Origin of the sequence: Paenibacillus sp. FSL R5-0473, assembly GCF_038004565.1 — a bacterium.
GTDB classification, from domain to species: domain Bacteria; phylum Bacillota; class Bacilli; order Paenibacillales; family Paenibacillaceae; genus Paenibacillus; species Paenibacillus amylolyticus.
This window is the reverse complement of record NZ_JBBORL010000001.1, coordinates 4,486,611-4,513,037: the sequence shown is the minus strand read 5'-3', so window position 1 is coordinate 4,513,037 and position 26,427 is coordinate 4,486,611. Positions and strand designations below refer to the sequence as shown.

Sequence of the window (26,427 nt, the reverse complement as noted above, 5' to 3'; positions counted from 1 at the left end):
TTGTCAAGGAAAGGAGTGAACCGGAGATGTCTTACAGTCAAAAGAGGAAATTAACAAACTCGATCATCTTTATCGTACTCGCGATTGGGGCGATTGCGATGATTGCACCACTGATCTGGATGTTGTCCACGTCATTGAAGGAGAAGCAGGATGTGTTCGCGCTTCCGCCTGTATGGATACCTGAAGTGTTCCAATTTGGAAAGTATAAAGAAATCTGGGAAGCAGGACCGCTGCTCAGCGGGATCAAAAACAGCCTCATCGTTGCGGTGAGTGTAACGGTGGTGGGTACGTTTACGTCCAGTATCGCAGCCTTTGCTTTTGCCAAGTTAAGATTCCCGCACAAAAACAAACTGTTTCTCGCGTTGCTGGCATCCATGATGATTCCTTATCCAACAGTCATGATCCCGCAATTCATCATGTTTGCAAAGCTGGGCTGGGTGGATACGCTGTTGCCACTGATTGTTCCAGGCCTGTTCGGTAACGTAATCATGATCTTTTTCCTGCGCCAATACCTGCTTAGTGTACCTGATGCGATTATTGAGGCGGCCAAGATTGATGGTAGTTCCTACTTCCGGTTGTACTCCAGTATTACGTTCCCGCTTATCAAACCAGCGATTGCTGCACAGCTGATTCTCTGGTTCATGGGCATCTGGAACGACTATCTGGCACCGATTATTTATCTGAATTCACCGGAGAAGCAGACGTTACAGCTCGTTATAGCAAACTTTAATGCCACGTATGCGATTCAAACCGATTACCCGCTTATTATGGCGGCGTCGATTGTAGCCCTGTTACCTGTATTAATCATCTTCCTGATCTTCCAGAAACAGATTATTGAGTCGGTTGCGATTTCGGGAGTGAAGGGATGAACCAGCGGAAGAAATTCCGACGGTGGTCGAATTCAGGAAAAGGAGTGGTTGCTTCCATGTTGTTATTGTTGATTGTTGGAGCTACGGGTTGTTCTGGAGCAGGAGCAGGAGAAACGGTGTCCCGTCCCGTCTTTCCTGAAGCTCCTCAAGATACTCAGTTGTACGACACTTCCATTTTGGACGATGAATCACGCTGGACGGTTAACAATGCGCATGATCCGGCCATTATCAAAACAGACCAGGGATACTACGTCTATTCCACAGACGTTCGTGTAGCAGGAGAAGCGAAACCCGGCGTCATGGTACGCAAATCAGATGATCTGATCCACTGGACATGGGTAGGTCAGGCTCTGCCCGGGATTCCGCAAGAAGCGCTGGATTGGACAGGTGCAGTCAATCTGTGGGCACCGGATGTGATTCAGGCTGGTGATACCTATCGGATGTATTATTCGGCTTCTTCTTTTGGCAGTACCCAGTCGGCTATTGGTCTTCAGACATCCTCATCTCCCGAAGGTCCATGGACAGATGAAGGACTCGTTGTGAAAACCTCTGCGAATGAACAAGACAAATTAAATGCCATTGATGCCAATCCCATTGTGGATGCCGAGGGTAATTCGTGGATGGTATACGGTTCATTCTTTGACGGAATCTACATTGCGCCACTTGATCCCGACACCGGGAAATTCAAGGACGAGGGTTACGGTACTCGCATTGCTGCTCGGGATCGTGCAACTGAAGAGGGCGCAGTGGAAGGTCCATACATTGTGTATAACCCGGAGTTCAAAAAGTATTATTTGTTCGTCTCGTATGATTCCTTGTTCGAAGATTATAACGTGCGGGTTGCGCGTGCTGATTCAATCACAGGACCGTACACAGACATAAACGGCAATAACATGCTGGATACAGATTATCTGCCGCAATATGAGATCGGCACCAAAATTCTCGGCGGTTATCGTTTCACAGAAGGCGAGGGCTGGGTTGCTCCCGGACATAACTCCATTTTGAAGGACGGAGACGATTATTACATCGTGCATCATGCACGGGGCGAGACGGATAAAAACTGGCCCTATCTGCATGTACGCAAAATGTTATGGACCAAGGACGGCTGGCCTGTGGTTTCACCGGAGCGTTACGCCGGTGAGAAAGCACAGGACATTCCAAAGTCCATGATTGCCGGGGAGTGGGAAGGCATGGCGCTTGATCCATCCGTAGACGGGCAGATTCAAGCCGTGCCTTATACCCTAACAAGCAACGGTAAGATTAAAAGTGAAAAAGGTTCAGGGACCTGGACCTTTGATGACAAACAAACACTGACACTGAAGTGGAAAGAAAGCCCATGGGGCGGAGCTTCCACAGAAGAGCTGAAGCTGCTCCCGTCCTGGGACTGGGAGCGAAGCCAGCCCACGCTGGTGGTAACAGGCCTCGATGACCACGGCGTGGCGGTCTGGGGCAAGCAGATCAGCGGAGCGGATGAGTAAGGGGACGAGCTGCGAGCGCATTAAGAGCGAGTGGCTGCGCCAAAGGTGCACAAGCAGTGAGGGGGAGGAAGGAGTCGCAGGAGCGAGTTTGGCATCCGATTTCAACCGCCAAGAGCGGTGGAAAGAGAAATCGGAGGACAAGAGAGCGCCAAGGCCCTACCACACCCGAACGTCCGCTGTGCATGACAAAGCTGGCCTATAGCTCTGCGGCCAGCCCAGCATTACATGGGGAGAGTTGACCCTGCGAAGCGGTCGACCCCATAAGATCGAGCCAACAAAAAAGGCTCGAAGTGAGGTTGTAACCCGGCGAGCGCGGTGAGAGCGAGCTACCGCTCCGAGGGTGCACAAGCAGTGAGGGGGAGGAAGGAGCCGCAGGAGCGAGTTTGGCATCCGATTTTAACCGCCAAGAGTGGTGGAAAGAGAAATCGGAGGACAAGAGAGCACCAAGGCCCTACCACCCTCGAACGTCCGCTGTGCACCACCCCAAAAGGGTTTTCGCTTTTTCGCAATTGGGTTACATCCCTAAACTTCGAGCCAAACAACATTTGAAAGGGGAGCATTCCCATGACTGATTCCATTACATTTACTAATCCTATCCTGGAGCAGCGTGCTGATCCGTGGGTGTACCGTCATACAGACGGTTACTATTATTTCTCCGCTTCCGTGCCAGCTTTTGACCGGATCGAAATCCGGCGAGCAGAGACGTTGGAAGAGTTAAGAGATGCCGAGCCAGTAACGGCTTGGACCAAGCGTGACACGGGGCCGATGAGTGCCAACATCTGGGCACCGGAGATTCATTTTATCGATGGAAAATGGTACATACACTACGCTGCGGCTCACACCAGTGAGACCAACGAAGGTCTGTTCGATCATCGGATGTATGTCCTGGAGAACGATTCTGCGAATCCACTCGAAGGAGAGTGGGTAGAGAAAGGGCAGATTTACACACGGTGGGAATCATTTGCGCTGGATGCAACGACCTTTGAACATAAGGGGATCCGCTATCTGGTCTGGGCACAGAAAGATCCCGATATTGTGGGCAACTCCAACCTGTACATTGCCGAGATGGAGAACCCATGGACGCTACGCGGCGAGCAGGTTATGATCTCTACGCCAGAGTATGATTGGGAGATCATCGGCTTTAAGGTCAACGAAGGAGCCGCTGTGATGCATCGGAATGGGCGTTTGTTCATCGGCTACTCGGCCAGCGCGACCGATTACAATTATTGTATGGGTCTGCTCACCGCAGATGAAAATGCCGACTTGCTTGATCCGGCTAGCTGGGTGAAATCACCCGAGCCGGTATTCCAGACTTGTGAAGCGAACGGCCAATACGGCCCGGGTCATAATAGCTTTACGGTGTCACCGGATGGCAAGACCGATATTCTGATTTATCATGCGCGTAATTACAAAGACATCGAGGGTGATCCCTTGTATGATCCGAACCGTCACGCCCGTGCTCAAGTGATTCATTGGCGTGAAGATGGCACACCTGATTTCGGTGTTCCTGTTCCAGATGGCAGCGCAGTAGCTGAAGCAAAATAAGAGGTAATGAAACCTTAAATACGAGAGTCCTTAGTTAGCGAGTGATGCTGATTAAGGGCTCTTCTGTATGTGAACGATAAGATAGAGTGCCTGAACATATGTGTCCTGGACACAAAACAAAGCAACCACAACGATGATTTCTGCGTATGAGAAAGATACAGATTACGATGCAGAACCTATTAGGAGGATCACAGATGGATTCACGCGAGACGTTGGACAAGGAACTTGAACAGATTTTGAAGTGGGAAAAACAACAGAAGGACTTGTTTATTTGGGATAAAATCGGGCGTTTGCCCTTTGCGATGTTGGATAAAGTGATGCCTAAAGCGCTGAAACAGAAGATCGGAGATTCCCTGAACGATGTGGGTCAGTATGTGCAGAATGGAGGAAAGTTCCTCGTACAAAAGAAAAAAGTAGCCAAGCTGCTGCAAGAGGAAGCCGAGAGGTCCGGTTATTCCATGATGGATACGACCTATCGTCTGGAGCAAGATGCTGAAGCGGAGGGGACAGCGAAGATTCATAGTGTAGAGAATCTGCCACTTCAGGTGCTGGACCAGGTGGCGGATAACATTACTGACAGTCGAACGAAGTTTGCCGCGGCACAGGGAGCAGCTACAGGGTTTGGTGGCATTGTAACCATTGCAGCAGATATTCCGATGGTGATGGGGCTTTCCTTGAAGGTACTGCAAGAGATGGCTCTGTGTTACGGTTATGATCCCGATGAACCGCTGGAGCGTATCTTTATTGTCAAATGTCTGCAATTCTCTTCCGCTGATATTGTAGGCAAGAAAGCGATCATTGAAGAACTGGCCGTTTACGACGATCCGGACAAGCCAATTGAAGTGGTATCGCAGATGCAGGGGTGGCGGGAAGTGTTTAACTCCTACAGTGAATCTTTTGGCTGGAAGAAGCTGTTCCAACTCGTGCCGATTGCAGGCATGGTGTTTGGTTCGGTGAGCAACAAAAATACAATTCGAGATGTAGCCGAAGCAGGCAAAATGTTGTACAAAAAACGGCTGATCCTTCAGCGTTTGAAGTAATATTACAGAAGAAGTCATATTACAGAAGAATATTTATATTGAAAGAGATGAATTTGATATGTTAAACAAACAGGGTTTCTATGATCTTTTAGATCGCAATAATATCGTTTACGAAAGTATTGAACATTCCGCAGTATACACGATGGAGGAAATATTCTCTTATCAGATTCCACATACAGAACGTATCGTTAAAAATCTGTTTCTGCGTGATGACAAGAAGCGCAACTATTATCTGGTGACGATTGCTGGGACAAAGTCCGTTGATTTGAGAAGTTTAAGCGAAAAGATACCTAGCCGCAAATTAAGTTTTGCCAGTGAAAAGGATTTGTTGGAATTCCTCGGATTGGAAAAGGGCCATGTAAATCCAATGGGAGTGTTTAATAATATACAGAAAAACGTGACCGTAGTTTTTGACAAGGATTTAGATGGTCAGAAAATTGGAATTCATCCCATGGAAAATACGGCGACGGTATTTCTTGAATTTGAAGATGTGAAGGAACTGATTACAGCTCAGGGCAGCAGCGTTGTCATGTGTGACGTTGAATAATACGTTTGATGCTAAATACGAGGAAAACATATACAACAAAAAGGTTCCTGCCGTTCTGTATATACAGAGATGGCGGGAACCTTTTTGTTATGGTTCAAACATTTTATTCATACTGCAAATGTAGGTGACTAAAGTGAAATCTAACGAACTCAGCAGACGCTATTGGGCGATATTTCACTAATCCCGATTTCTAAAGAATCTCAGACACGTTATTTCTACATTTCACACGCACATTCCAAGGTTTTCGGCCTTTTTCTCTGGAATAACGTTGCTTAGATTCTTTAGATTGCGAAACCAGCAGTATTCGTTCAAATAAGTGCTGTCAGGTTCGTTAGCGCAAGATAACGTCTTATAAGGCGATGCTGCCACGTAAGGATTGGATCTAATATAGAATAAAAAGTGGACACCTGTTGATGTATTCTTTATTCCTCACTACCATTTTCTTTCGCCCAGATATTGAGTAATTTATCGGATGGAAGCAGGAATGTGAAAATCCCGAGCAGTGGTAGGAAGCTGCACATCTGCATTACTGGTGATACGGCGAAGACATCAATCCAGTTCCCCAGCACGAGTGCGCCCAGGCCTCCCATACCAAATGCCAGACCAGTAATTAGACCGGAAACCGTTCCGATTTTGCCTGGAATCAGCATTTGTGCGTATACAACCGTAACCGAGAAGCTGGATAACATGATAAAGCCAATAATGGTTAGCAGTACGCCTGTCCAGAACAGATTCGCATAGGGCAGCAACAGAGCCAGTGGAGCAGCTCCAGCCATGGACAGGAAGATCAGGTTACGTTTGCCGAATCGGTCCGCCAAGGGGCCTCCGAAGAACGTACCCAGTGCTCCAGCAGCCAGGAACAAGAAGATATAGATCTGCGCGTCTTCTGTGGACAATCCAAAAGTATCTTTCAGATTAAACGCATAGAAGCTGCCAATGGAAGCGATATACCAGGAACGAACAAAGACGAGCAAGATCAATAGCGTAATGGCGGCAGTAATCTTTTTGCGCAAAGCAGGATTGGGTGCACGACGGGCAGCAGCCTGTCTACGCAGGTATCCTCCCGATTGCAGCATACGTCCATACCAACGGGCAATGTAGATCTGAACTGCAATTCCCATGGCAGCAATGCCTGTAAATCCAATGGCACCGAACAGTCCAAACGGGATAAAGATCCAGCGTGTAAGCAATGGGGCAAGGGATTGCCCAGCGTTACCACCAACCTGGAAGATGGACTGTGCCAGTCCACGGCGTTGACCAGCAGCCATATGGGATACCCGTGAACCTTCCGGATGGAAAGCGGCGGAACCTAGACCGACAAAGATAACGGAGATCAGGACAGCCATATAACTGTCAGCGAAAGCCAACAGCAACATGCCGGTAAATGTAAAACCCATGCCAATGGGCAGGATAGATGGTGTCGGTTTTTTATCAGCAAACCAGCCTACGACAGGCTGCATAATGGATGCGGTAAAGTTAATAGCAAATGAGATCCATCCGATCTGAGTATACGTGAGATGCATGGAATCTTTCAAAATCGGAAAAATGGCTGGAATAACCGACTGGATCGAATCATTGAAGAGATGAACCAAACTGATGGCAATGAGTATCCGGTAAACGGTGCTTTGGGCATCCGATCCGGGTGGGGCTTTCGAACGCGCTGTGGCGTCCTTGGTTAAAGTGGATTGAGTAGACATGTACAATTCTCCTTTGGTCGCGGTCACGAGGGATCAGCGCCTGATGTTGTAATATATGCGTGTAAGCATATTGTTACATAATAGGATAGATTGATTGGACCGACAAGGGGAACAAGGGAAAACGTTGATGAATTGAACTCTATTTCCGAGGTGTTTATTAATAGCATTACATTTACAAAATAAACGTATTACTTTAGCATCTACTGTAAGAAGACCCATATTTATGTGTAAGAAGGATAGAGGAGGGATGGATATGAAATCCTTATCACCTTATGAATCCGCCAAACGTGAGTTGGTGATGACTATTTTGTATATGGCTGTAATAACGTTTCAGGCTATATATGTTTCCCCAGCATCTTTGTCTGTGGCTATCGTCATATTTATCATTTTTCAATCGATTGGTGTGATGATGTTGAGACATTACATTAAAAAAATCAAAGCACTAAAGGAGGATTAGTCTACTTGAATGCGCTGCGATCCCATTGTATTGAGAGACTGAGTTTCTAAAGGTTTATACTAAAAAGCCGAACTTCTTAAGCTATATAAGCTGAATTAATCATTTACACGATAACGGAGAGGGCAGAAAAAACCTGAAAAAGCGAAGCGTTCGCCTTTATCCCCGGATTTTCCCTTTTAGAAAAGGGAATGTAAAAAAATCTGGGGATAACAGCGATTGGAAGGTTGTTCTGTCATCGTAGTGTTCAGTGTAAATAATCTTTAGTTCAACTTATATAGCAGAGTTCGGCTTTTGGCACTCTATGATTCTATCTTATACAGAATAGATGAACCTAACGATTTAACGATTATCAATCGTCTCCGGATACATATCATGATTCATCATGCGGTGGTCGGCCATCTGCTCGTACTTTGTTCCCGGCTTACCATAGTTCGTATACGGGTCAATGGAGATGCCGCCGCGCGGTGTGAATTTACCCCATACTTCGATGTAGCGGGGGTCCATCAGCTTGATCAGGTCGTTCATGATAATATTCACGCAATCCTCGTGGAAATCACCATGGTTACGGAAGCTGAACAGGTACAGCTTGAGTGATTTACTCTCGACCATTTTCACATCGGGAATGTAGCTGATATAGATGGTTGCAAAGTCCGGCTGACCCGTAATCGGGCACAGACTGGTGAACTCCGGGCAGTTGAATTTCACAAAATAATCACGGTACGGATGTTTGTTATCAAAGTTCTCCAAGATTCCTGGATCATATTCAAACGTATATTTAACGTTCTGGTTGCCCAGCAACGTCACATCTTGCATTTCATCAGGTTGTCTCATCGGTTATTAAACGCTCCTTGTTTCCGTCAAAGCCGAAGCCTCGCGGTATATATGAATAGGCATTTTTTTGCCTGTTGAATTCTCTTATTTTCTAAGGACCTTTCGCCCTCATCCTTACATCATGCCGCCCATTCCACCCATACTGCCCATCACACGCCGCGTTTGTTGCCCCATACCAACGTATGAAGCTGTGGAAGCACACGAACATCATTCAGGTCATCGGAGGCACTGACTTGGTCGATCAGCCACTCATAACGAGCAAGCAGTGAGGACGCCAGATCTGGCGTATCGGCGGAAGTCACATCCGGGTTCCCGGTTTGTAAAAATAAATCCGTGCCCGGATACCGTGCATGCACACGGCGGGCATAGTCCAAGTCTGTCTCATCGAAGATCACGATCTTCAGACTGTGACTTCGTTCTACCGGGCCAGCGGCCAGCCGTCCGATCAGATCATCCAGCACGGCCCAATCGGTGTCCATGCCGGAGCTGGGTGGCTTAGGCGAGACAGTGACTTCGTCAATGTCCGCCAGCCAAGGCTGCCAGCGGGAGCCCTGCGTCTCCACCGCTGTGCGGATGCCGTTCTCCCGCAGCAGGGCAACCAACCCGCCCAGCGAAGCGAGCAGGGCGGGATTACCGCCAGAGATAGTAACATGGGAGAAACGGGTGCCGCCAACGCGGCGCAATTCTTCCCATACATCCTCTGGCGTAATCATTCGAATCAGGTCCTTGCCACTGCCGTCCCAGGTAAAGGCCGAGTCGCACCAGGAGCAGCGATAATCGCAGCCGGCGGTACGAACAAACATCGTTTTTTGTCCGATGACCATGCCTTCGCCTTGAACCGTCGGACCAAAAATCTCCATCACGGGAATACGAGCCTCTTTGCGAGATCCCGTCTCATTCACCTGCTGTGTCACACTACTCATCGATCATCCACTCCCGTCTCGCTTCCGCGTAACTGGTGGGTGTCTCGAAAAGTCGGACAAACTCCGTCCGCCCACCATCGGTCAGCCCGGCGTAGGGTTCCGTCTGGAGCGCATGTTCCATCTGTTCGAACAGCCAAACGACCATATTTTCAGCCGTGGTATTCATTAAAGGAAGTGTCTCGTTGAGGTACTGATGATCCAGATATCCCTCAATCTGAGTTTTCCATATATCCTTGATATGTCCAAAATCAACTGTCAGCCCGGTTTCACCCGGATAACCGCTGATACCAAAAATAACTTTATACGTATGACCGTGCAGGTTCTTGCACTTGCCTTCATAACAATGCAGGTGATGTGCTGCGTCAAAGGTGAATTCTTTACTTACAAGCACACGTTTGCGGTGATAGCGCAGCTGGGTGGGTAGAATATCTTCTCCGATGCGTTGCAGATGCTCTACAATACGGAATGTTCCTGGCTCTCTCATCGTACATCCACTCCCGCCGATTCAGCAGCAGTACGTTGCTGTACATAGCGATCCAGTCCAGCTTTGCGCAGTTTGCATGCGGGGCAATCTCCGCATCCATCGCCGATCACACCGTTATAACAGGTCAGAGTACGCTCACGGACATAATCAAAGGCACCGAGATCATCGGCCATCTTCCACGTTTGGGCTTTGTCCAGCCACATGAGCGGGGTGTGGATGACAAATGGATAGTCCATCGACAGGTTAAGCGTCACATTCATCGATTTCACAAATGAATCCCGGCAATCCGGGTATCCGCTGAAATCCGTCTCACATACACCTGTAACCAGGTGACGTGCTCCTTTTTGCTTGGCCATAATGGCCGCAAAACTGAGGAACAGCAGATTCCGTCCATCTACAAATGTGCTTGGCAGTTCGCCTTCTTCATGTGTAATCTCCACATCCGTGCGAGTGAGCGCATTGGGGGCAAGCTGATTTAACAGGCTCATATCGAGTACCGTTTGCTGTACGCCCAGATCACGAGCGATCTCGGCTGCACATTCAATCTCCAGCTTGTGGCGCTGACCATAATCAAACGTAACAACCTCGACTTCGGCAAACTGTTGTTTGGCCCAGAACAGACACGTGGTACTATCCTGACCGCCGCTGAATACAACGACTGCTTTTTCTTCGTTCAACATAAAAAAACCTCTCTATCTTCTTGAGATCAAACCATGCACATAGGCATAGAGTGTCGGAAGAACAGAGAAGTTCATGAACTGGCATCCATCAAAAAACACACCTTCTCGATAACCGCTTCAAAAAAGCAGGCAAGAGTAAGTGTCCTTAGTTTTTTACGTACATGATTGCATGGTGACCGCAACGTGTACGCAAGACTTATACTGACCATCACATGGTCAAGTCTTATAGAGGGAGTTCGCGAACCTCTCCCATGCCACAGGCATGGATTTTCTTCTTCAATTGTCTGAACCATTATAACATGAAACGGTGTGGTGACCACCCCACTGGAGCATAGTGGCAGCTAATCGGTCGGCTCCACAAACTAACAGCTTATTTGATCAGTTTATTTGATCAATACATTGCCGAAAGGGATCACTTCTTTCAGAATTCGTTTGAATAGTCCCTCATCGTTGAGATCCTGTTCCAAGCGGTGATTCTCACGTCCAGCCTGAAAGAGTACAGATCCATGTCCTGTCATCTTCCAATGATAATTCATATGCTGACTGGCAAGATTGTTACCATATACGGTGAGTTCCAGATGTGCATTTTCAGGATAGGCAATAATACTGCCAGCATCCACATAGAGTGGCGCTGTTGGGTGAAGTTCCTGTTGGCAGACCTGACCTTGAGTGAGCAATCCGATTTTGCCTTTGCCGGAAAATTTCATTTTCACTGCATCACGGGTGATCAGCATGTTTTTGATTTTCTGAATTTTGGTATGCATGGTTACACCATCAGAGTAGAAGAACAGGTGGCGGAAGTCATAGAGCAGATCACTGTCCTCCGTGAGCTCCACTTCCTTCATCGTGAATCCGGGAGGCAGGGCAGCCACAAATTGGCAAGGTCCGGTGATTTCGGATTTAATCAGCTTTTTTTTGCGATATATGCCCGTGATATTCATGAATTTATCATTGCGACTCCCACTTGGACCGCGGAAGGCCACAATTTGCTGCGGATGCAAAATATGAAGGCGGTCATCTTTAATCAGTGAAAATGTGACGACTTGTCCTGCTCCGCCTGCTTCAGCATTGTTCAGGTGTATGTTCATGCAGTTGCTCCTGTTCTTTTATACTCGGCCCGAACGGCGACGCATTCCCCAGCGCATCACACGAATCAGAACAAAGTAACCCAATATGAGAGAAACGACAGTGATGATCGTCGTCTGAATTCGTTTGGTGGTAGCTGCTTTGGCATTCTGGTCGTCCTGTAATTTACTTACCATTTCAGTGAGTTTCTGGTTCTGAGCCAGCAGTTGTTCGTTCTGGGTCTTAAATGCTTCGACATTGGCCTGGGCTTGTCCCAACTGAGCAGACGTTTGATTTAATTGCTCCATCGTTTGCTTATAACTTTCCTGCAGAGCGTTCACTTCTCCGGGCAATTCGGAGACTCGCTCCCATCCGCTGTATATATCCGTAAAAATATTGGCACTGGCTGCACTTACTGTCGAAGCGATCGAAACGGTAAATAGAATGCATGTGGTGAATAACACCCGAATGAAATAACCCTGAATGGATTTTGGCATCGTTAACACCTCTTTCTTCGGTTAGATAGATCAATCGCCGAATTCGTCGTCTATTGTTGAAATACGGCTCTTACATTATACGTCAAAACCGGGACGATGGGTTCAAGATGATATCGTTTTATTACCCGAAATATATAAAATTTTTTAGGAACAGGGCTGTTTAGCTTACAAATCTGCGGGGTAATAGAACGATAGGCAAGCATACCGGACCGTTTTACAGATCTTTTACTTCAGTTCCGGGTGCATGCTATTCACAAATACGCAATTTAATGAACGATACCAATATATCCGATTGAATATAAGATCGTGAACATGAAGGAGTAGAAACATATGTACACAACAGATCAGAACACATCAACCAAAACGATTATGATCACTGTTAATGGAGAGCCAGTAGGGCGTAAGCTGGTCATTGACAGTGTCACCTATGCACCGGTAAACGAAGCAGATGGTGTACAATATTTACATAAAATGGGAATCGATCATCCTACTGTTTAATTTGGGACTTGTCATAGATAAGTGATTGATAAGCTTGGCCTAGTGCCAGGCTTTTTCGTCGTTTATTGTCGTATTGAGACGGATTTAGGGATATAAAACTAATATATTGGAAAAATTTAATGAGAACATGTGTTCCGTGACAATATAGTGTCCATTCACCCTGATAACTTAGAAGATAATACACATAAATCGGGGGAGAGACTACCAGTGAACTCAGTCTTTGAAGTATCTTATTCGTGGAATAAAGAGGCCATACCGACAGGGGGAGCCGACCCCGTATATATGATGGTAGAGTGGCGTAACGGTGCCCCTGCCAAAAGACTTAGGAAAATAGCACCCAAAATTGTATCAAGAGATTTGGAACTTTTGCTCAAACCGGAATATGGAGTACAGCTAAAAGGCATTTATGGATGTCGTTCCAAGGAAACGGATATTGGCTGGTTATTGAGGCTTGGGGATATGTACAAGGGAGAAAGTAAACAAATTTTGCTTGAATTCGTCATGGGACCCCGTGTATCAGGAAAAGCTGCCGTATGTTCAGCCTACTGGAGCACAAGGAAGTTGAAGCAAAGTCAACGTGTATTGTTACGAAGAGAACAGTTGTATATTCAGTACACCAGTCATCTGGGCATGCTGCGACAGCCGGAAGATCCCAAGGTGGAGAAGACGATCAAATTAAGTGAAACCGTGCCCCTGATCAAACAAGCCCTGCGCGCCTACGAAAGAGGCCGGGTTCAAGAGGGAAGTAATATGTTACGTCGTCATGCTGATGCCTTGTTAATTGAAGCTGCGCGGAAGCAAGATCTGGACTATTACGCGGAAGCCGAGATCGTTGAAAAGTTGCGTTATCACTATGAGATCACGTTTACAACAGGATATCATGATCGTGAAAAAAAGATATTAGGGGAATAGGGTTGATTTCAGATGTTAACGGTATAGAGAGAGTCTACATATTTGAAGGTGAAGTTTAGGAGAAGGTCGAATGTATGTATCAATATCATATTAAACAATGGATGGAGTTGTATCAAATTTATTGAAACAACATCGTGGAGGGTCCGGCAAAATGACAGACCGACTAATCCGATTAATGCGCATTATAACGCTGGTGCAGGCGAAGCCAGGCATACTGGCACGTGAACTCGCCCAGCGATGCGAGACGACGGAAAGGACGATATACCGCGACATGGAGGCCCTCAGTGCAATGCATATCCCGATCGCCAATATGGGACACGGGCAAGGGTACATGTTTATCAGCCAATTTGCCATGTATCCGCTAAATTGGTCTGATGAAGAAGCCCAAGCTTTCATGCATCTTGCTGAAGTTATGGAGAATATTCGTCCTTTGCTGAAACCTGCTTTTGAGAGCGCTTATGAGAAAGTGGTTGCTGCGAGTCAGAAAAACAAAACAGAACGAGTGGAATGGTCGGAGCAAATTAGTGGATTGTTCAAAGCGGGATTGCCCGCATGGCAAAATGAAAACAACGATTCGCAGAATCAATCCATGATTACCCTGCTTCAGGCTGGCATTTCACAGAACACCATTGAAGGGGAGTATCTGTCTCAAGGTAAAAAAGGGATCATACGTATAGATCCTTACTGTCTTATCCCTCGTGAATACAGATTTGAGCTGTTAGGGTATTGTCACCTGTCGGAGAAACTTCGAATATTTCAGGTGAGCCGGCTGCAAAAGATACGAATATTGCCACGCACGTTTCGCAAAGAGGATTATCTGATGCAATCGCACTTCCGCATTCCTTGGGCATACGAGGGAAGTACGGAGTGGACTGCGTTCAAAATTCGATTTGCACCCCATACTGTGGAGCGTGTGATGCAGGAGCAATTTTTTATGCGACCCATCCTAACCATTGAACCGGAAGGTAGCCTGTTATTTGAAGCCATATTAAGTGATGTTGACGAATTTCTTGTATGGATATCTAAATATGGACCTGATGCGGAAATTCTCGAACCGGAGATCTGCCGCATCAAGATGAAAGAACGTCTAAACTATTGGCAACAAATGTACAATAAAAGTTGAGATTAGAATGCCACCTATCCTAAGCCAAAACACGATTAAGTATTGTGCTGTGGACGGTTACTCTTTGGTTTTGAAAAGGCTTGCCAGATTGCCAAATGGAGATTCTTTTTCTTCATCTTCTGTGGAGCTGGAATAAACAACCTTGGATGTAATGCCCTCATCATCGGCTGCACAGTTGTTTTCCAGAGTGAAACGGTCAAATTGATGCATAAACACCTTGGCTGTATTGATGGCATCATCCAAGGCACGATGCTGGGTACCATCAAATTCAATTCCGCAGATTTCAAGAGCCTGAGCGAGTCCGAGTTGACGGAACTTGCCTTCTTTACGAACGGTGCGGGACCATTGTTGCTGGAGATCGTTATGATTGGTGATCCAGGCCACATCAAGTTGATGGGTGCGACAATGAGAGATCAGTTTGCTGCGGTCATCGGGTCCCCAGGAACACATGTAATAGGGGTCACTTCCCATCCAGGCAATGAATTGGTTCAGTGCTGCCGGAAAAAGGGGGGCTGCATCAATATCTTTCTGTGTGATACCTGTAAACTGAATCGTGTCAGTGGACAGAACGGACTTGTTGGAAGGACGAACATACGTATGGAACGTATCCGTTACGACCAATCCATCTGAACTTTCCGTAACTTTGACGGCACCGATATCAATAATTTCAGAAGAATAGCGAGTATTGCGACTTACCGTGAATTCAAGATCATATATGATATATGGCATAGGACAAGCTCCTTTATCGATTAATACCTGTGATAGATTTCTATTTCTCTATATTACAGGGAACGTGCTGCCATGTCAGCCATCGCCAGAGAATTCATTGTAGTCAGGATGAACGAACAGTCTGAGTGTTTAATGATCTTTCTAATGCATTTCCGGTTTTGGTAAGTCTTTACTTCGCCAAAAGTGGTCGTTATAATGAGGAAAGTTAGGGACTTTCCTGTGTTTTGTTTGTATTTATGGCAACTTAAAAGTAGAATTTTCCGTCTTATTATCAAAACTTCCTAACACGGTTTGAAGTGTTGGGGAGTTTTTTGTTATTTATAGCATACTCATGTAGGAAAGGAGGAAAAGTTAGTCGGTTGTTGGTATAACAGTAATAAAACTACTTCACGAGTTAGTATTATTGGATTTAAAGTACATATGGAGGTTTGTTTCTTTGATTAGTAGAAAATTGAAAATAACAGCAATTATAGCCAGTGTGTTTATTGTTTTAATGAGCGCTGCATATGGTGCATTCTATATTTGGAACAAGAATTATAAATTTAATAATAATTATGTATGGCAGCCTTTGGAGGACGTGCAATCTACACTAAACCTGAAAGATTCCTATAACGTTATTGTAGCTGGAACGGATCCGGAAGGTATTACTGCTGCCTTATCAGCTGCCCGTAATGGGATGCGTGTATTGCTGGTGGAAGCAAGAGATCGCAACATGTTGGGAGGATTGTTGACCGAGGGAGGCCTTAATACACTGGATCTAAATTATTCCCCTGAACAACCGCAGTTATTGAGTAGTTTGCGGCAGCCTGACTTTTTGAACAAAGGTATCTTCCAGGAATGGTTTGACCAGATCGAGGGTAGTTCATTTGATACCAACACAGCGGCTAACATTTTCTATCGGATGGTTCGTTCTGAACCTAATATTGACCTGTTGATGAATGTTAAGGAATTAGTCCCCCTTACTGAACAATCTACGGGAGATCACACGACAATAATGGGTATGAGCATAACTAAAGAAGATGGAACAACTGTTCAGATTTCAACCCGCTCCATCATTGATGCAACGCAAGATGCGGATATTGCAGCCGCTGCAGGAGTTCCATACTCCATAGGTAGACAAGATATTGGAGATGGTAAATCCAAAATGGTCTCTACGCTTGTATTCAAGTTAAGCGGTGTTACTGATGAGGTATGGCAAAAGTTTAGGGAAAGAGAGGGAACCGGGGTTGATAAGATGAGTGCTTGGGGGTACGGTGATGCTAGAAAATATGAATCCTCCAATCCACAACATATTAAGATTCGAAGTCTGAATATCGGAAGACAAAATGATGATACAATCTTGATTAATACGATGCAAATCTTTGGGGTAGATCCGTTAGATCCGATATCTGTGAAAAAAGGTCTGGAAATCGGGCGTAAAGAAGCCCCACTAATTGTTGATTTTCTGAAGAAAAATTATGATGAATTTGCAGGGCTAAAATATGCTGGAACAGCAGACGAGCTTTACGTGAGAGAATCACGTCATATCTATGGCGAGTACCGATTAACATTAGCTGATGTCATGGAAAATCGTGATCATTGGGATGCTATTGGATACGGCTCATACGATATTGATATTCAGAGCACGAGTGTTGGAAATCCCGGCACGATTATGTTGAGTCCGATTCAATATGGTGTACCTTTTCGCTCGCTTGTACCGCTAAAGGTTGATGGTTTGCTCGTCGTTGGACGTGCAGCAAGTTTTGATACAATCCCACACGGTAGTGCAAGAGTTGTCCCACTGGGAATGGCAGAGGGAGAAGCAGCAGGAGCGGCGGTCAAGCTGGCATATATCCATAAGGAGTCCTTCCGCGAACTCTCAACTTCCGAAGAGCGAGCATCTGAACTACGTAAGATGCTGGAGAATCAGGGGATGGATCTGAAAGTACATCGTTTCGAACAGCCTGATTATATGGAGCATAAGGATTACAAGGGATTGCTGGCTGCAGCGAGTATGTATATGACTTCAGGCAATTATAATAACGATGGTTGGGAACTGGATAAAGGAATGAATCCAGAACGATTTTTAAGTAAATTGAAAAGAATGCAAGCGATGTTTCCAGAAGCCTACACAGGTAGTGCTGACCAAGCTCTAGCAAATATGGAGAATGCCGTAACCCTACCTTTAACGTTGGATCAGGCTGCGTATATGTTATGTCTGGCAATGGGATCTTCAGAAACGGAAACTTCACTTGAACAGGCACTTGCTCATTTGCAAACACAAAACTTTATAAGTGCCGACACGCTTGCTGGCATTGCTGACAAGAACAATCTTACCAATGGGGATGCGTTTATGCTCATTCGTGATGTAGTGGAGTATTATTCTGGAGTTGTATTCGACTAATTGGTTGACAATTACTTGTAAATGAACTAATGTGGTCAAAAATGATAACAGCGTTATAACGAGGACATGATTGTGCAAGCCAGCTTCAACAGAGAGGGAACAGTGTGGTGCAAGGTTCCTGTAGCTGCTTCATAAATTCCTACCTCGCGAGCTGCGGAAGAGAATGCCCATACAGGGTTGCAACCTCCGCCGGCAGGGCCCGTTATGCCCCGTAGGACTGCATGTTACAGATCGCATAGGTTGCGAACGGATTAATTTGCAGTTAAATAAGGGTGGTACCACGACACATTCGTCCCTTGACGGATGTGTCTTTTTGCTGTTTATGCGCTGTATTTGATAACAAAAAAAGGAAGATTAGGAGTGTGTTATGATGCGTCAAAGTGAAATGCTTGTCCCAACATTACGTGAAGCGCCAGCGGAGGCAGATGCAGCGGGACATCGCTGGTTACTGCGTTCCGGCATGATTCGCCAACTGGCAGCAGGGATATACAGTTACCTGCCCCTTGGACGGCGTATATTGTTAAATGTTGAACGGATCGTTCGTGAAGAGATGGATCGTGCTGGATGTCAGGAAGTGTTACTGCCGATTATGCAGCCTGCGGAGTTGTGGGAAGAATCCGGAAGATACACACAGTATGGTCCTGAATTGATGCGTCTGAAGGATCGTCATGCACGGGAATTTGCTCTTGGACCAACACATGAGGAAGTCGTAACCGCTTTAGCGCGGGACGAGGTGAGCTCGTATCGTAAGTTGCCATTCACCCTGTACCAGATCGGAACCAAGTTCCGGGATGAGCGCCGTCCTCGATTTGGATTGCTGCGCGGTCGTGAGTTCATCATGAAGGATGCGTACTCTTTTGCTTCGGACTGGGAAGAGCTTGATCGGACTTATCAGGCGATGAACACGGCGTATAGTCGCATTCTAGAGCGTTGTGGTCTGGACTATATCCGTGTTGAGGCGGACGCGGGAACGATTGGCGGTCAAGGGGAAACACATGAGTTCATGGCTCTTGCTGATGTGGGTGAGGACACAATTGTAACCTGCAAACATTGTGGATATGCTGCAAATCTGGAGAAGGCGGGTTATCAGACTTCTGGAGATATGGAGAAAAAAGAAGGAAGCTTGGAAGTTCCAGCTGATTCTGCGAGTGCAGACTCCGCGCTTCAAACGGATCAACATTCAGGAGTGAAAAACGTAGTACGTATCTCGACACCTGGCGTTCGTACGATCGCAGAGTTAACCACTTTTGTGGGCAAAGGTGCTGAACATATGATCAAAACGCTGCTTTATGTGGCGGATGGTCAGCTCGTCGCTGCGCTTGTGCGTGGAGATCATGAACTGAATGACATCGCATTGAAGCAGGTGTTGGGGGCAGAGGAACTGATCCTTGCAGACGATGCAGCCATTGCGGCTCATCCAAATCTGAAGGTAGGATTCCTGGGTCCGATTGGACTAAATCTGCCGATGGTGGTGGACGCTGACGTGGCAGTGATGAAGAGTGCAATTACAGGAGCCAATGAAGTGGATGTGCATGTTTCCGGTGTACGCCCAGGGATTGATTTTGCATTGGAGCGAGTAGAACGAATCCGCTTTGCTGCGGAGGGGGATGCTTGTCCAACATGTGGATCACCACTTGTGTTTACCAAAGGTATTGAGGTTGGACACATTTTCAAATTGGGGACGAAATATAGTGATGCCATGGGTGCTTCATTCCTGGATCGTAATGGTCGCCAGTGTGCGCCAGTCATGGGGTGTTACGGCATTGGCGTATCCCGCCTGATGGCCGCTATAGCTGAACAATATGCAGGAGATGACGGCATTCGTTGGCCGGCTGCTGTGGCGCCATATGATGTGCATCTGATTACAGTAAGTTGGAAGGATGAGCAGCAGCGTCAGCTTACCCTGAAACTGGAGCAACAATTGATCGATGGCGGTTACACGGTATTGGTTGATGACCGGGATGAACGTCCAGGTGTGAAATTCAAGGATGCGGAGCTGATTGGATTGCCTGTGCAGATCGTTATTGGCCGAGGAGCAGCCGAAGGACAGGTCGAACTGGGATCACACGCACTTGCAGCAACAGGTGAATCGAAACGAATCGGGTTGACTGCACAGGAAGCTGTGCTTTATGTGAAGGAACAGCTCACTTCCTAAATTCAGGGGAATCGCTAATTATATGAGTTCATATAATAGTACCGAATTTGATGCGGTAGCTGATTTTGATTGCTAAAATTTCAATGTGAGCATGAAAAAGAGGGCTATAGGCATAAAATTTGGTAGGATTTTATGAGTGATATCATACGAAATAACTATATTTGGATAGTTGTATTTAGTATACAAATGATTTTATGATTAAGGATTTGAAGATGATCATACCCAGGCGGATTTATGTGCAAGTATGCAATGTTGAGAAGATAGAGATGTCGAAATAAAAGTACAATAACCGCATGAACACGGTCATTCCGGAGAGTTTTTATATAGTTCGGTGTGGAAGGCACATGATGAAGTTGGTCCGTAAAGGCCAGGCTGGGATTTATTTTTGCCTCAGATGATTGTCAGGATCAGCAGGATATGTCCACAGGAAATGTTCAATTATCTGATGTGGATTGATGTTAAAGAACAGAGATACAAAAGGGTGTCCCCTTAACCAGTAATCTGGCTTTGGGGACACCCTTTTGGTTATGACAAGATAGATTCGTTATGTTGTTGCGCCTTATAAGCGATCATGCCTGTATGCACTTTGCTTTGTTGAGCTTAAGAAGCTGCAGGCAATTTCAATTGTTGACCTGGATAAATCCAGTGTGGATTTTTGATATTATTCAGCTTTTGCAATGCCTGCCACGTTGTGCCGTATTGTTTGGAGATGGAGTACAGGGAATCTCCGGATTTCACAACATGCAGTTTGGCTGGAGCTGGTTTGCTTGGTGTTGGTTTGGACGGTTTTTCCGGTTTTGGTGTTTCTGGTTTTGGCTTGGTTGGAGCTGGTGTTTCTGTTGCCGGAGTTTCCGGCTCTACTGCAGGTTTTACAGCTTCACTGATCCGACCATCTGTTTTGATGTCTACAGCGCCAAGCTTCTGCATGTAATTGATCAATGCCTCGTCCAGCGCGCCGTACATACCCGTAGTCGGATATTTGGCAAACATGGTGTATTCGTCACCACCAACAGCTGTGAAATCATTGGTTGCCAGTGTATACGTTGCTTCCGGATCAAGGGCTTTATCGCCCACGGTTACGGAATGTACACGGCTACCTTCTGCAGCGGAAGTATCGATTTTGAACTTGATACCAGATACTTGCGGGAATCCACCGCTTGGTTCCGGGTAGGAAGCTACACCGACTTCAAGGGCTGCCAGAATATCGGACCCTTTCACTTCAAGAGTTACCACTTGATTACCAAAAGGAAGCACTGTGATGATATCACCTTTGGTTACGATCCCTTTTTCGATGGAAGCACGGATACCACCACCGTTAGTCAGTGCAATATCGGCTTTGCTGACATCACGAATGGCATCTGCAAGCAGGTCACCCAGGTTAGTTTCACCTGCACGTACCTGTTCACGTTTACCATCCAGCAGAATAGCTGTATTGGCTACTTCTTCTTTCAAAATAGGTTCTTGTTCTTTTTGAATGGAGTTCACGAGAGTCGCGACTTTCTCATTTGGTTTGATGTCTTTTGCTTCCGTTTCATCAATTAATGTTGCTTGTTTCTTTGTTACTTTACCACCGTCTACCCATAGATCGATGACACCTACATAGTTGGTGTATTCTCCTGCACTTGCAATCAATGTTCCGTTATCGGATACAAGGCCATCTTGCAGTACAGTGTGACTGTGACCATCGATGAATACGTCGATGCCAGGAACTTCTTTAACAACTTTAAAGCTAGTATCGGTGCTGGACGCGTCTTGTCCAAGGTGTCCCAGTACAACAACAACATCTACTTTGCTGCGGATTTCGTTTACCAGAACTTTGGCTTCCGCAGATGGATCTGTAATATCAAGACCTTCTACGTTTTTTGGATTCGTTTTGTACAACGTTTCCGGTGTAGTCAAAGCGATGATACCAATCTTCACGCCATCTACTTCTTTAATGAGATAAGGATCGAAGAGACGCGTTCCGTCTTTTTTCTTCACATTGGCACTCAGCATGGGGAAGTTCATCATGTCTGCCAGTTCGATCAGACGATCTGAACCATAGTTGAATTCGTGGTTACCCGGTACGATGGCTTGGTATCCCATTTCATTCATGACTTTCACGATGCTCTCACCATTCACAAGAGTGGCAAATGTTGTACCATGCACAGCATCTCCAGCATCGAGCAAGAGTGTGTTCGGGTTTTCGCTACGATATTTGTCAGCGATTCCAGCTACTTTGGCAAAACCCATAGCAGGTGAAGATTCAACTGCACGGGCATGCGTATCATTCGTATGTAGAATGGTAATGTGTTTACCTGTGCCCGGAGTGGTATCCGTTGCAGCTGCGGCAATACCTACACTGCCAAACAGCAAACAGACCGTTAGCAGAAGTGAAACGTAATTCTTCCAGATTTTCATATGATTCCGAAACCTCCCAAAATAATAATCTACTTGAGCATTTACACAGCTCAAATAGTATTTTAACAGACTATTATTAGGAAATCTCGCGAATTACGTAAAAATAAGTAACCTGAAAGTGACATGTAAATCTGCTGTTGGAAAATATAATCTTCGGAAAGAACGTATGTTCTTAAATAGTGTAAAAAAAATGCTGCGCTTCACGCGGCAGTCCGGTACGTAAACAAAATTTCTCCAAAGATTCATCCGGTTCAGGCATCACTCCGGAGGTCAGCAATTGAATGGCAAAACGATTGGCCTGTCTTTCCAGCTTGCCTGGAGCAAAATAGGAATGTTCCTCCAGAAAGAATCGATTAATCCCTTTATGAAGTCGGTCGTGTCCAAGCTCATGGGCGCACACGAACCGTTGCCACTCCGGCGGCAAATCATTGTGTATGACGATAAACCTGCGCCGGAGCTTGCGAAAGTACAGTCCCTTGGTGGACTTCCCCAAATTGGTGAAACGAATCTGTATTCCAACCGCGCGGGCAATACTGAACGGGCAGTTGGTCCGGTGTTTTCGAATCAGCTTTGTTACGATGTCATCCATATGATCTCACCTGCTGCCTTATTAAATTCAGTGGGTCATGCCTCATGGGCGATTGTCCGATTCGTCTGTCTTTTTGCGTTTGTTCATCTGTTTGGCTTCCCAGAACAGACCTGTCAGCACATCCTTGATTCGTTTCTTGTCCTCTTCATCGAGTGGAATACCGTCAAACATCAGATCATCATCGTCCTCCAGCATCTTTTTGAAATCACGACGGTCTTTGTATGTAGCCCATTCCGGTACGTCCTGAAGTTCAGCAGCACTCCCTGGTTCAATATAACCGGCCTGCTTCATCATCTCTGTATAGGGCACCGAGAGTGCATCTGAAATCTTGCGGATGGTCGCTGGTTTTGGCACACCCCGGACCCCATTCTCAATACGTGAAATTTGTGAGTTGCTTATTCCAGCTGCTTCGGCGAGCTGATTGATGCTGTATCCCTGTTGCTCGCGCAGTTGTTTCATATAAGGACCAAAAGCGTGCTCCACAATTATGCCAACTCCTTCGATTCGTACAAGTACTTGAGTTATAAAAAAGACAGTTGGATGGGGGAGGTAGGTGTGTGTTCAATGCCCGTTTCGGATTCGGATCGTTCTTTTGATCGCTGTTATCCCCAGATTTCCTATTTCCCTCTCTAAAGGGAGAAATCCGGGGATAGCGTATGCTTCCGATGTAGCTTTCTTGCAGAAAGCTTTTAGGCGAACGCTTCGCTTCTTCAGAATCGATTCCGTCTCCTTCACTGCGTATGCGCGTGATACACACCTAGGTCCCTTCCCTAAAAATCTCGGTGGCTTCTTTATAAAAATCAAATGACTTGTACGGAAGTTCATTAATTAAACAGTACTATAACGTATATATACCATTAGGTAAAGAGATATGAAACAATTATGCCAAAAGGCATAGGAAATGAGAGCGAAGGTTTTATTTTATCGTTAAAACGAACCAAAATGGAGGTTTACTCCGATCTCCAGAAAGTGGTATCCTCAAATAGAAATACGAACACTATACGAACGAAATGTAACAATGACACAGGTTGGATTTTAGAAATGACTCTTTGAAGAAGGTAATTCCCCGGATTATACCGATTTGGAGTGATTCCAAAAGGCAACAGCGGGAAATTGAAGACATGTCGTTATTTATGTAGGAAACTGGACAACTCTATGAATAAGAGCGTTTTTCCATCGTGCAAAGAATGATGGCAAAACAACATGACGTGAACGATAGAGTGAGAGATATGAATGGAGTAAAAAATATTAGAGGAGGAAGATAAATATGGAATTGATGCTGCCCGAATTGGACCGACGCAAAACGCAAACAGCTGTTGAAGCTGCGCTGGAAAAATACCGAATCTATAAAACCATTGCATTTGAAGAACGAGAGGTTATGGTTACGGCAAGTTATGCCGAGCGTTTCCACGGTGCAACCAATGTGACGGGGGATTCCACGGCGAGAACGGCGATCTACAATGTGGACGTGCAGCGCGCGCGTCAGGCATATTGCGATACGATTGATTTTGTTGTGTCCCGGCTGAGTGAAAAGGAACGTGTACTCGTCTGTGAACGATATCTGAAAGACGATGATGTGTTTGACTATAAAGTGTATAACCATGTGTTTGATCCACCTGTCAGCAAGGATACGTATACGAAGATTCGTACACGTGCTTTCTACAAAATGGCGCTGGCTCTGTCAGATCGAGGTCTGATTAATATGGAGCCTTTGTCTGTGTCCCGCAAAGAGCGACAGAAGCTGGGCTGAGTGAGCGAGTGAAGAAGTTGATCCTTTAATATCCAAGGTGGATTGGTTACAATAGTTGAACAAACCACAGTTGGCACAGCCAAAGGAGAGAAGTCTGCGATGTCGGAAGAAGTCGGAATGCAGGAAATGATCACGTTGAAGACAATCGCGGAAACGCTCAATACGTCCAATAATCTGAACTTAATGCTGGATACCGTGGTCGGCAAATTACTGGAGTTGACCGGATTAACGGCAGGCTGGATGTTTCTGATTAATGAACGTGGAGACTATACCTGTGTTTCGGATTACAATCTGCCCCCGGCATTACTGCGTGAAGATAAAGAGCCCATGCGAACGGGTACCTGCTGGTGTGTGAACCGCTTTAAGGACGGTCAACTCAATCATGCGGTCAACATCATTAACTGTAAACGGCTGGAGGATGCGGTGGAATTCCAATGGGGAGATACCCATGATATTACCCACCATGCAACCGTCCCGTTAAGGTCAGGTGAGAAGATGCTTGGCCTGCTCAACGTGGCTGCGCCAGCCAAGGAACATTTCAGCGACAGTGAACTGGCGCTGTTACAGGGCGTGGCGTACCAGATTGGTAGTGCGGTAGAGCGGATGAGATTGTATCGCACGGAGCAGCGACGAGCTGATCTGTATGCCAAGCTGGGGGAGTTCAGCACGGCCTTGGGTCTTGCAGTGAACGAATGCACCAATTCTGAGGCTTTTTGTTTAAAAGTTGTACAGCTGCTTGGGCAGCATTATGATTGGCCTTTTGCTACCATTATTCAGCAGAAAAGCGGAATGTTCGTTTTGCAGGCAGCCTATGCAAATGATACGGTTCGAACGTTATCAAGTACTCCGTTATCTTCCGAAGTGACGAGCCACATTAACCATTTAATCAATAGTCATCGTGTAACATCTCTGTCTGGGACAGAGATCGCTGAAATATTTACCCTGTGCAAGCCTGACCAGACTACGAATTCCATTGCCTCGGGAATTGCTGCTCCCCTTCCATACCATACGACAGGGGAAACGGGAATTCTGGTGATCGGAATAGGAACATCAGGTCCTGCGCAGGCGGACCGTGAAGTGCTGGAGGCATTGGCCGAACATATTGCGGCCTCATGGGAGAGTCTGAAGCTGGCGGAGAATCGCCGCGAACTTGCACGAATGGAAGAGAGAAACCGGTTGGCTCGCGATCTGCATGATTCGGTTAATCAGATTTTATTTTCACTATCGTTAACGGCTAAAGGCGCGGAAAGTATGTTATCCGGCTCCGAGCAGTTGCTCCCGGCAACGGAAGCGTTGAAGGATATTCGGGCTTTGTCTCAGGAGGCTCTCAAGGAAATGCGCGCATTGATTATGCAGCTCCGTCCCGCGGGACTGGAAGCAGGGCTGCTCCATGCACTACAGGAATACGGCACAAGCCAGGGGCTTCAAGTGGTGACGAATCGGACGGGAATGCGGTCTTTACCACGTAATATAGAAGAAGCATTGTGGCGAATCGGACAGGAAGCGCTGAATAATGTACGGAAACACGCGGATGTTCCTTCTGCTGAGGTCACCCTCAAGTTAAGTAATCATGAAGTGGTGCTCACTGTCACAGATCAGGGAAAAGGTGGTGCGAACAGGCCAAAAGCGTCGTCTGGAAGCTCCCTTGGCCTGTCCATTATGAAGGAACGGGCTCAATCGCTCGGAGGCAACTTAGAAATAGTGAGTTCTTCCCGTAAGGGAACGACAGTAACGGCAGTCATTCCACTTCCGTTCGAATCTGTATAAAGTCAGGG

General features: G+C 46.3%; 25 protein-coding genes. 14 read left to right on the top strand and 11 right to left on the bottom strand.

Annotation, left to right across the window (positions count from 1 at the left end; genetic code table 11):
• The first annotated feature begins 26 nt into the window (after positions 1 to 26).
• From MKY28_RS19905 to MKY28_RS19880, 6 genes are all read left to right on the top strand, one after another.
• Positions 27 to 869, top strand: coding sequence for a carbohydrate ABC transporter permease (locus MKY28_RS19905; RefSeq protein WP_036611483.1), 843 nt, complete (start codon positions 27 to 29; stop codon positions 867 to 869).
• A 56-nt stretch (positions 870 to 925) separates the two neighbouring features.
• On the top strand, positions 926 to 2,347 hold the full coding sequence (locus MKY28_RS19900; RefSeq protein ID WP_340937985.1) for an arabinan endo-1,5-alpha-L-arabinosidase: 1,422 nt from the start codon (positions 926 to 928) through the stop codon (positions 2,345 to 2,347).
• On the top strand, positions 2,340 to 2,549 hold the full coding sequence (locus MKY28_RS19895) for a hypothetical protein (RefSeq protein ID WP_340936745.1): 210 nt from the start codon (positions 2,340 to 2,342) through the stop codon (positions 2,547 to 2,549). Before MKY28_RS19900 ends, MKY28_RS19895 begins: the two co-directional genes overlap by 8 nt.
• 362 nt (positions 2,550 to 2,911) lie before the next feature.
• Positions 2,912 to 3,892 carry a glycoside hydrolase family 43 protein gene (locus MKY28_RS19890; RefSeq protein ID WP_338591768.1) on the top strand — a complete coding sequence of 327 codons (981 nt, stop codon included), beginning with the start codon at positions 2,912 to 2,914 and terminating at the stop codon, positions 3,890 to 3,892.
• Positions 3,893 to 4,086: 194 nt separating this feature from the next.
• On the top strand, positions 4,087 to 4,932 hold the full coding sequence (locus MKY28_RS19885; RefSeq protein ID WP_340936744.1) for an EcsC family protein: 846 nt from the start codon (positions 4,087 to 4,089) through the stop codon (positions 4,930 to 4,932).
• 58 nt (positions 4,933 to 4,990) lie between these two features.
• A complete protein-coding gene (locus MKY28_RS19880; protein ID WP_340936743.1) occupies positions 4,991 to 5,479 on the top strand; it encodes a prolyl-tRNA synthetase associated domain-containing protein in 489 nt (162 codons plus the stop codon).
• 422 nt (positions 5,480 to 5,901) lie between these two features.
• Here the strand turns inward: MKY28_RS19880 and MKY28_RS19875 are convergent, their stop codons facing one another.
• Positions 5,902 to 7,176, bottom strand: coding sequence for an MFS transporter (locus MKY28_RS19875; RefSeq protein ID WP_340936742.1), 1,275 nt, complete (start codon positions 7,174 to 7,176; stop codon positions 5,902 to 5,904).
• A gap of 253 nt (positions 7,177 to 7,429) precedes the next feature.
• Between MKY28_RS19875 and MKY28_RS19870 the strand changes: the two genes are divergently transcribed.
• The gene (locus tag MKY28_RS19870; RefSeq protein WP_340936741.1) at positions 7,430 to 7,633 is read left to right on the top strand and encodes a hypothetical protein; all 204 of its coding nucleotides are present in this window, start codon (positions 7,430 to 7,432) and stop codon (positions 7,631 to 7,633) included.
• Between the two features lie 339 nt (positions 7,634 to 7,972).
• Here the strand turns inward: MKY28_RS19870 and queF are convergent, their stop codons facing one another.
• From queF to MKY28_RS19840, 6 genes are all read right to left on the bottom strand, one after another.
• A complete protein-coding gene (gene queF, locus MKY28_RS19865; protein WP_036668798.1) occupies positions 7,973 to 8,464 on the bottom strand; it encodes a preQ(1) synthase in 492 nt (163 codons plus the stop codon).
• A gap of 149 nt (positions 8,465 to 8,613) precedes the next feature.
• Positions 8,614 to 9,387: a 7-carboxy-7-deazaguanine synthase QueE gene (gene queE / locus MKY28_RS19860; RefSeq protein WP_340936740.1), complete on the bottom strand. Its 774-nt coding sequence runs from the start codon at positions 9,385 to 9,387 to the stop codon at positions 8,614 to 8,616.
• On the bottom strand, positions 9,380 to 9,871 hold the full coding sequence (gene queD / locus MKY28_RS19855; protein ID WP_036611465.1) for a 6-carboxytetrahydropterin synthase QueD: 492 nt from the start codon (positions 9,869 to 9,871) through the stop codon (positions 9,380 to 9,382). The genes queE and queD overlap by 8 nt, the downstream gene beginning before the upstream one ends.
• Complete coding sequence (queC, locus tag MKY28_RS19850) at positions 9,868 to 10,548, bottom strand: 7-cyano-7-deazaguanine synthase QueC (RefSeq protein WP_076209865.1); 681 nt, start codon at positions 10,546 to 10,548, stop codon at positions 9,868 to 9,870. Before queC ends, queD begins: the two co-directional genes overlap by 4 nt.
• A 386-nt stretch (positions 10,549 to 10,934) precedes the next feature.
• On the bottom strand, positions 10,935 to 11,639 hold the full coding sequence (locus MKY28_RS19845; RefSeq protein ID WP_036668803.1) for an AIM24 family protein: 705 nt from the start codon (positions 11,637 to 11,639) through the stop codon (positions 10,935 to 10,937).
• An 18-nt stretch (positions 11,640 to 11,657) separates the two neighbouring features.
• Positions 11,658 to 12,113 carry a hypothetical protein gene (locus tag MKY28_RS19840; protein ID WP_036611459.1) on the bottom strand — a complete coding sequence of 152 codons (456 nt, stop codon included), beginning with the start codon at positions 12,111 to 12,113 and terminating at the stop codon, positions 11,658 to 11,660.
• 330 nt (positions 12,114 to 12,443) lie between these two features.
• Between MKY28_RS19840 and MKY28_RS19835 the strand changes: the two genes are divergently transcribed.
• From MKY28_RS19835 to MKY28_RS19825, 3 genes are all read left to right on the top strand, one after another.
• Positions 12,444 to 12,611: a hypothetical protein gene (locus tag MKY28_RS19835; RefSeq protein ID WP_017690196.1), complete on the top strand. Its 168-nt coding sequence runs from the start codon at positions 12,444 to 12,446 to the stop codon at positions 12,609 to 12,611.
• Positions 12,612 to 12,818: 207 nt separating this feature from the next.
• Positions 12,819 to 13,523: a hypothetical protein gene (locus tag MKY28_RS19830; protein ID WP_017690195.1), complete on the top strand. Its 705-nt coding sequence runs from the start codon at positions 12,819 to 12,821 to the stop codon at positions 13,521 to 13,523.
• Positions 13,524 to 13,644: 121 nt separating this feature from the next.
• Positions 13,645 to 14,646, top strand: a complete 1,002-nt coding sequence (locus tag MKY28_RS19825) for a helix-turn-helix transcriptional regulator (RefSeq protein WP_340936739.1) — start codon at positions 13,645 to 13,647, stop codon at positions 14,644 to 14,646.
• Between the two features lie 57 nt (positions 14,647 to 14,703).
• Here MKY28_RS19825 and MKY28_RS19820 read toward each other — a convergent pair whose 3' ends face one another.
• On the bottom strand, positions 14,704 to 15,375 hold the full coding sequence (locus MKY28_RS19820; protein ID WP_076319046.1) for a 3'-5' exonuclease: 672 nt from the start codon (positions 15,373 to 15,375) through the stop codon (positions 14,704 to 14,706).
• 436 nt (positions 15,376 to 15,811) lie between these two features.
• On the opposite strand from MKY28_RS19820, the gene MKY28_RS19815 reads away from it, so the two are divergent.
• Together MKY28_RS19815 and MKY28_RS19810 are read left to right on the top strand one after the other, a co-directional pair.
• A complete protein-coding gene (locus MKY28_RS19815; RefSeq protein WP_340936738.1) occupies positions 15,812 to 17,758 on the top strand; it encodes an FAD-dependent oxidoreductase in 1,947 nt (648 codons plus the stop codon).
• A gap of 370 nt (positions 17,759 to 18,128) precedes the next feature.
• A complete protein-coding gene (locus MKY28_RS19810; protein ID WP_340936736.1) occupies positions 18,129 to 19,913 on the top strand; it encodes a proline--tRNA ligase in 1,785 nt (594 codons plus the stop codon).
• A gap of 600 nt (positions 19,914 to 20,513) precedes the next feature.
• On the opposite strand, the gene MKY28_RS19805 is transcribed toward MKY28_RS19810, so the two are convergent.
• From MKY28_RS19805 to MKY28_RS19795, 3 genes are all read right to left on the bottom strand, one after another.
• Positions 20,514 to 22,313, bottom strand: coding sequence for a 5'-nucleotidase C-terminal domain-containing protein (locus tag MKY28_RS19805; RefSeq protein ID WP_036611451.1), 1,800 nt, complete (start codon positions 22,311 to 22,313; stop codon positions 20,514 to 20,516).
• Between the two features lie 172 nt (positions 22,314 to 22,485).
• Entirely contained in the window at positions 22,486 to 22,902 is a 417-nt protein-coding gene (locus tag MKY28_RS19800) for an ImmA/IrrE family metallo-endopeptidase (RefSeq protein ID WP_101314157.1), read from the bottom strand.
• Between the two features lie 42 nt (positions 22,903 to 22,944).
• Complete coding sequence (locus tag MKY28_RS19795; protein ID WP_082219000.1) at positions 22,945 to 23,388, bottom strand: helix-turn-helix domain-containing protein; 444 nt, start codon at positions 23,386 to 23,388, stop codon at positions 22,945 to 22,947.
• A gap of 781 nt (positions 23,389 to 24,169) precedes the next feature.
• On the opposite strand from MKY28_RS19795, the gene MKY28_RS19790 reads away from it, so the two are divergent.
• Together MKY28_RS19790 and MKY28_RS19785 are read left to right on the top strand one after the other, a co-directional pair.
• Positions 24,170 to 24,652, top strand: a complete 483-nt coding sequence (locus MKY28_RS19790) for an ArpU family phage packaging/lysis transcriptional regulator (protein ID WP_017690187.1) — start codon at positions 24,170 to 24,172, stop codon at positions 24,650 to 24,652.
• Between the two features lie 42 nt (positions 24,653 to 24,694).
• Positions 24,695 to 26,419, top strand: coding sequence for a GAF domain-containing sensor histidine kinase (locus MKY28_RS19785; protein WP_340936735.1), 1,725 nt, complete (start codon positions 24,695 to 24,697; stop codon positions 26,417 to 26,419).
• The last annotated feature ends 8 nt before the right edge of the window (positions 26,420 to 26,427 follow it).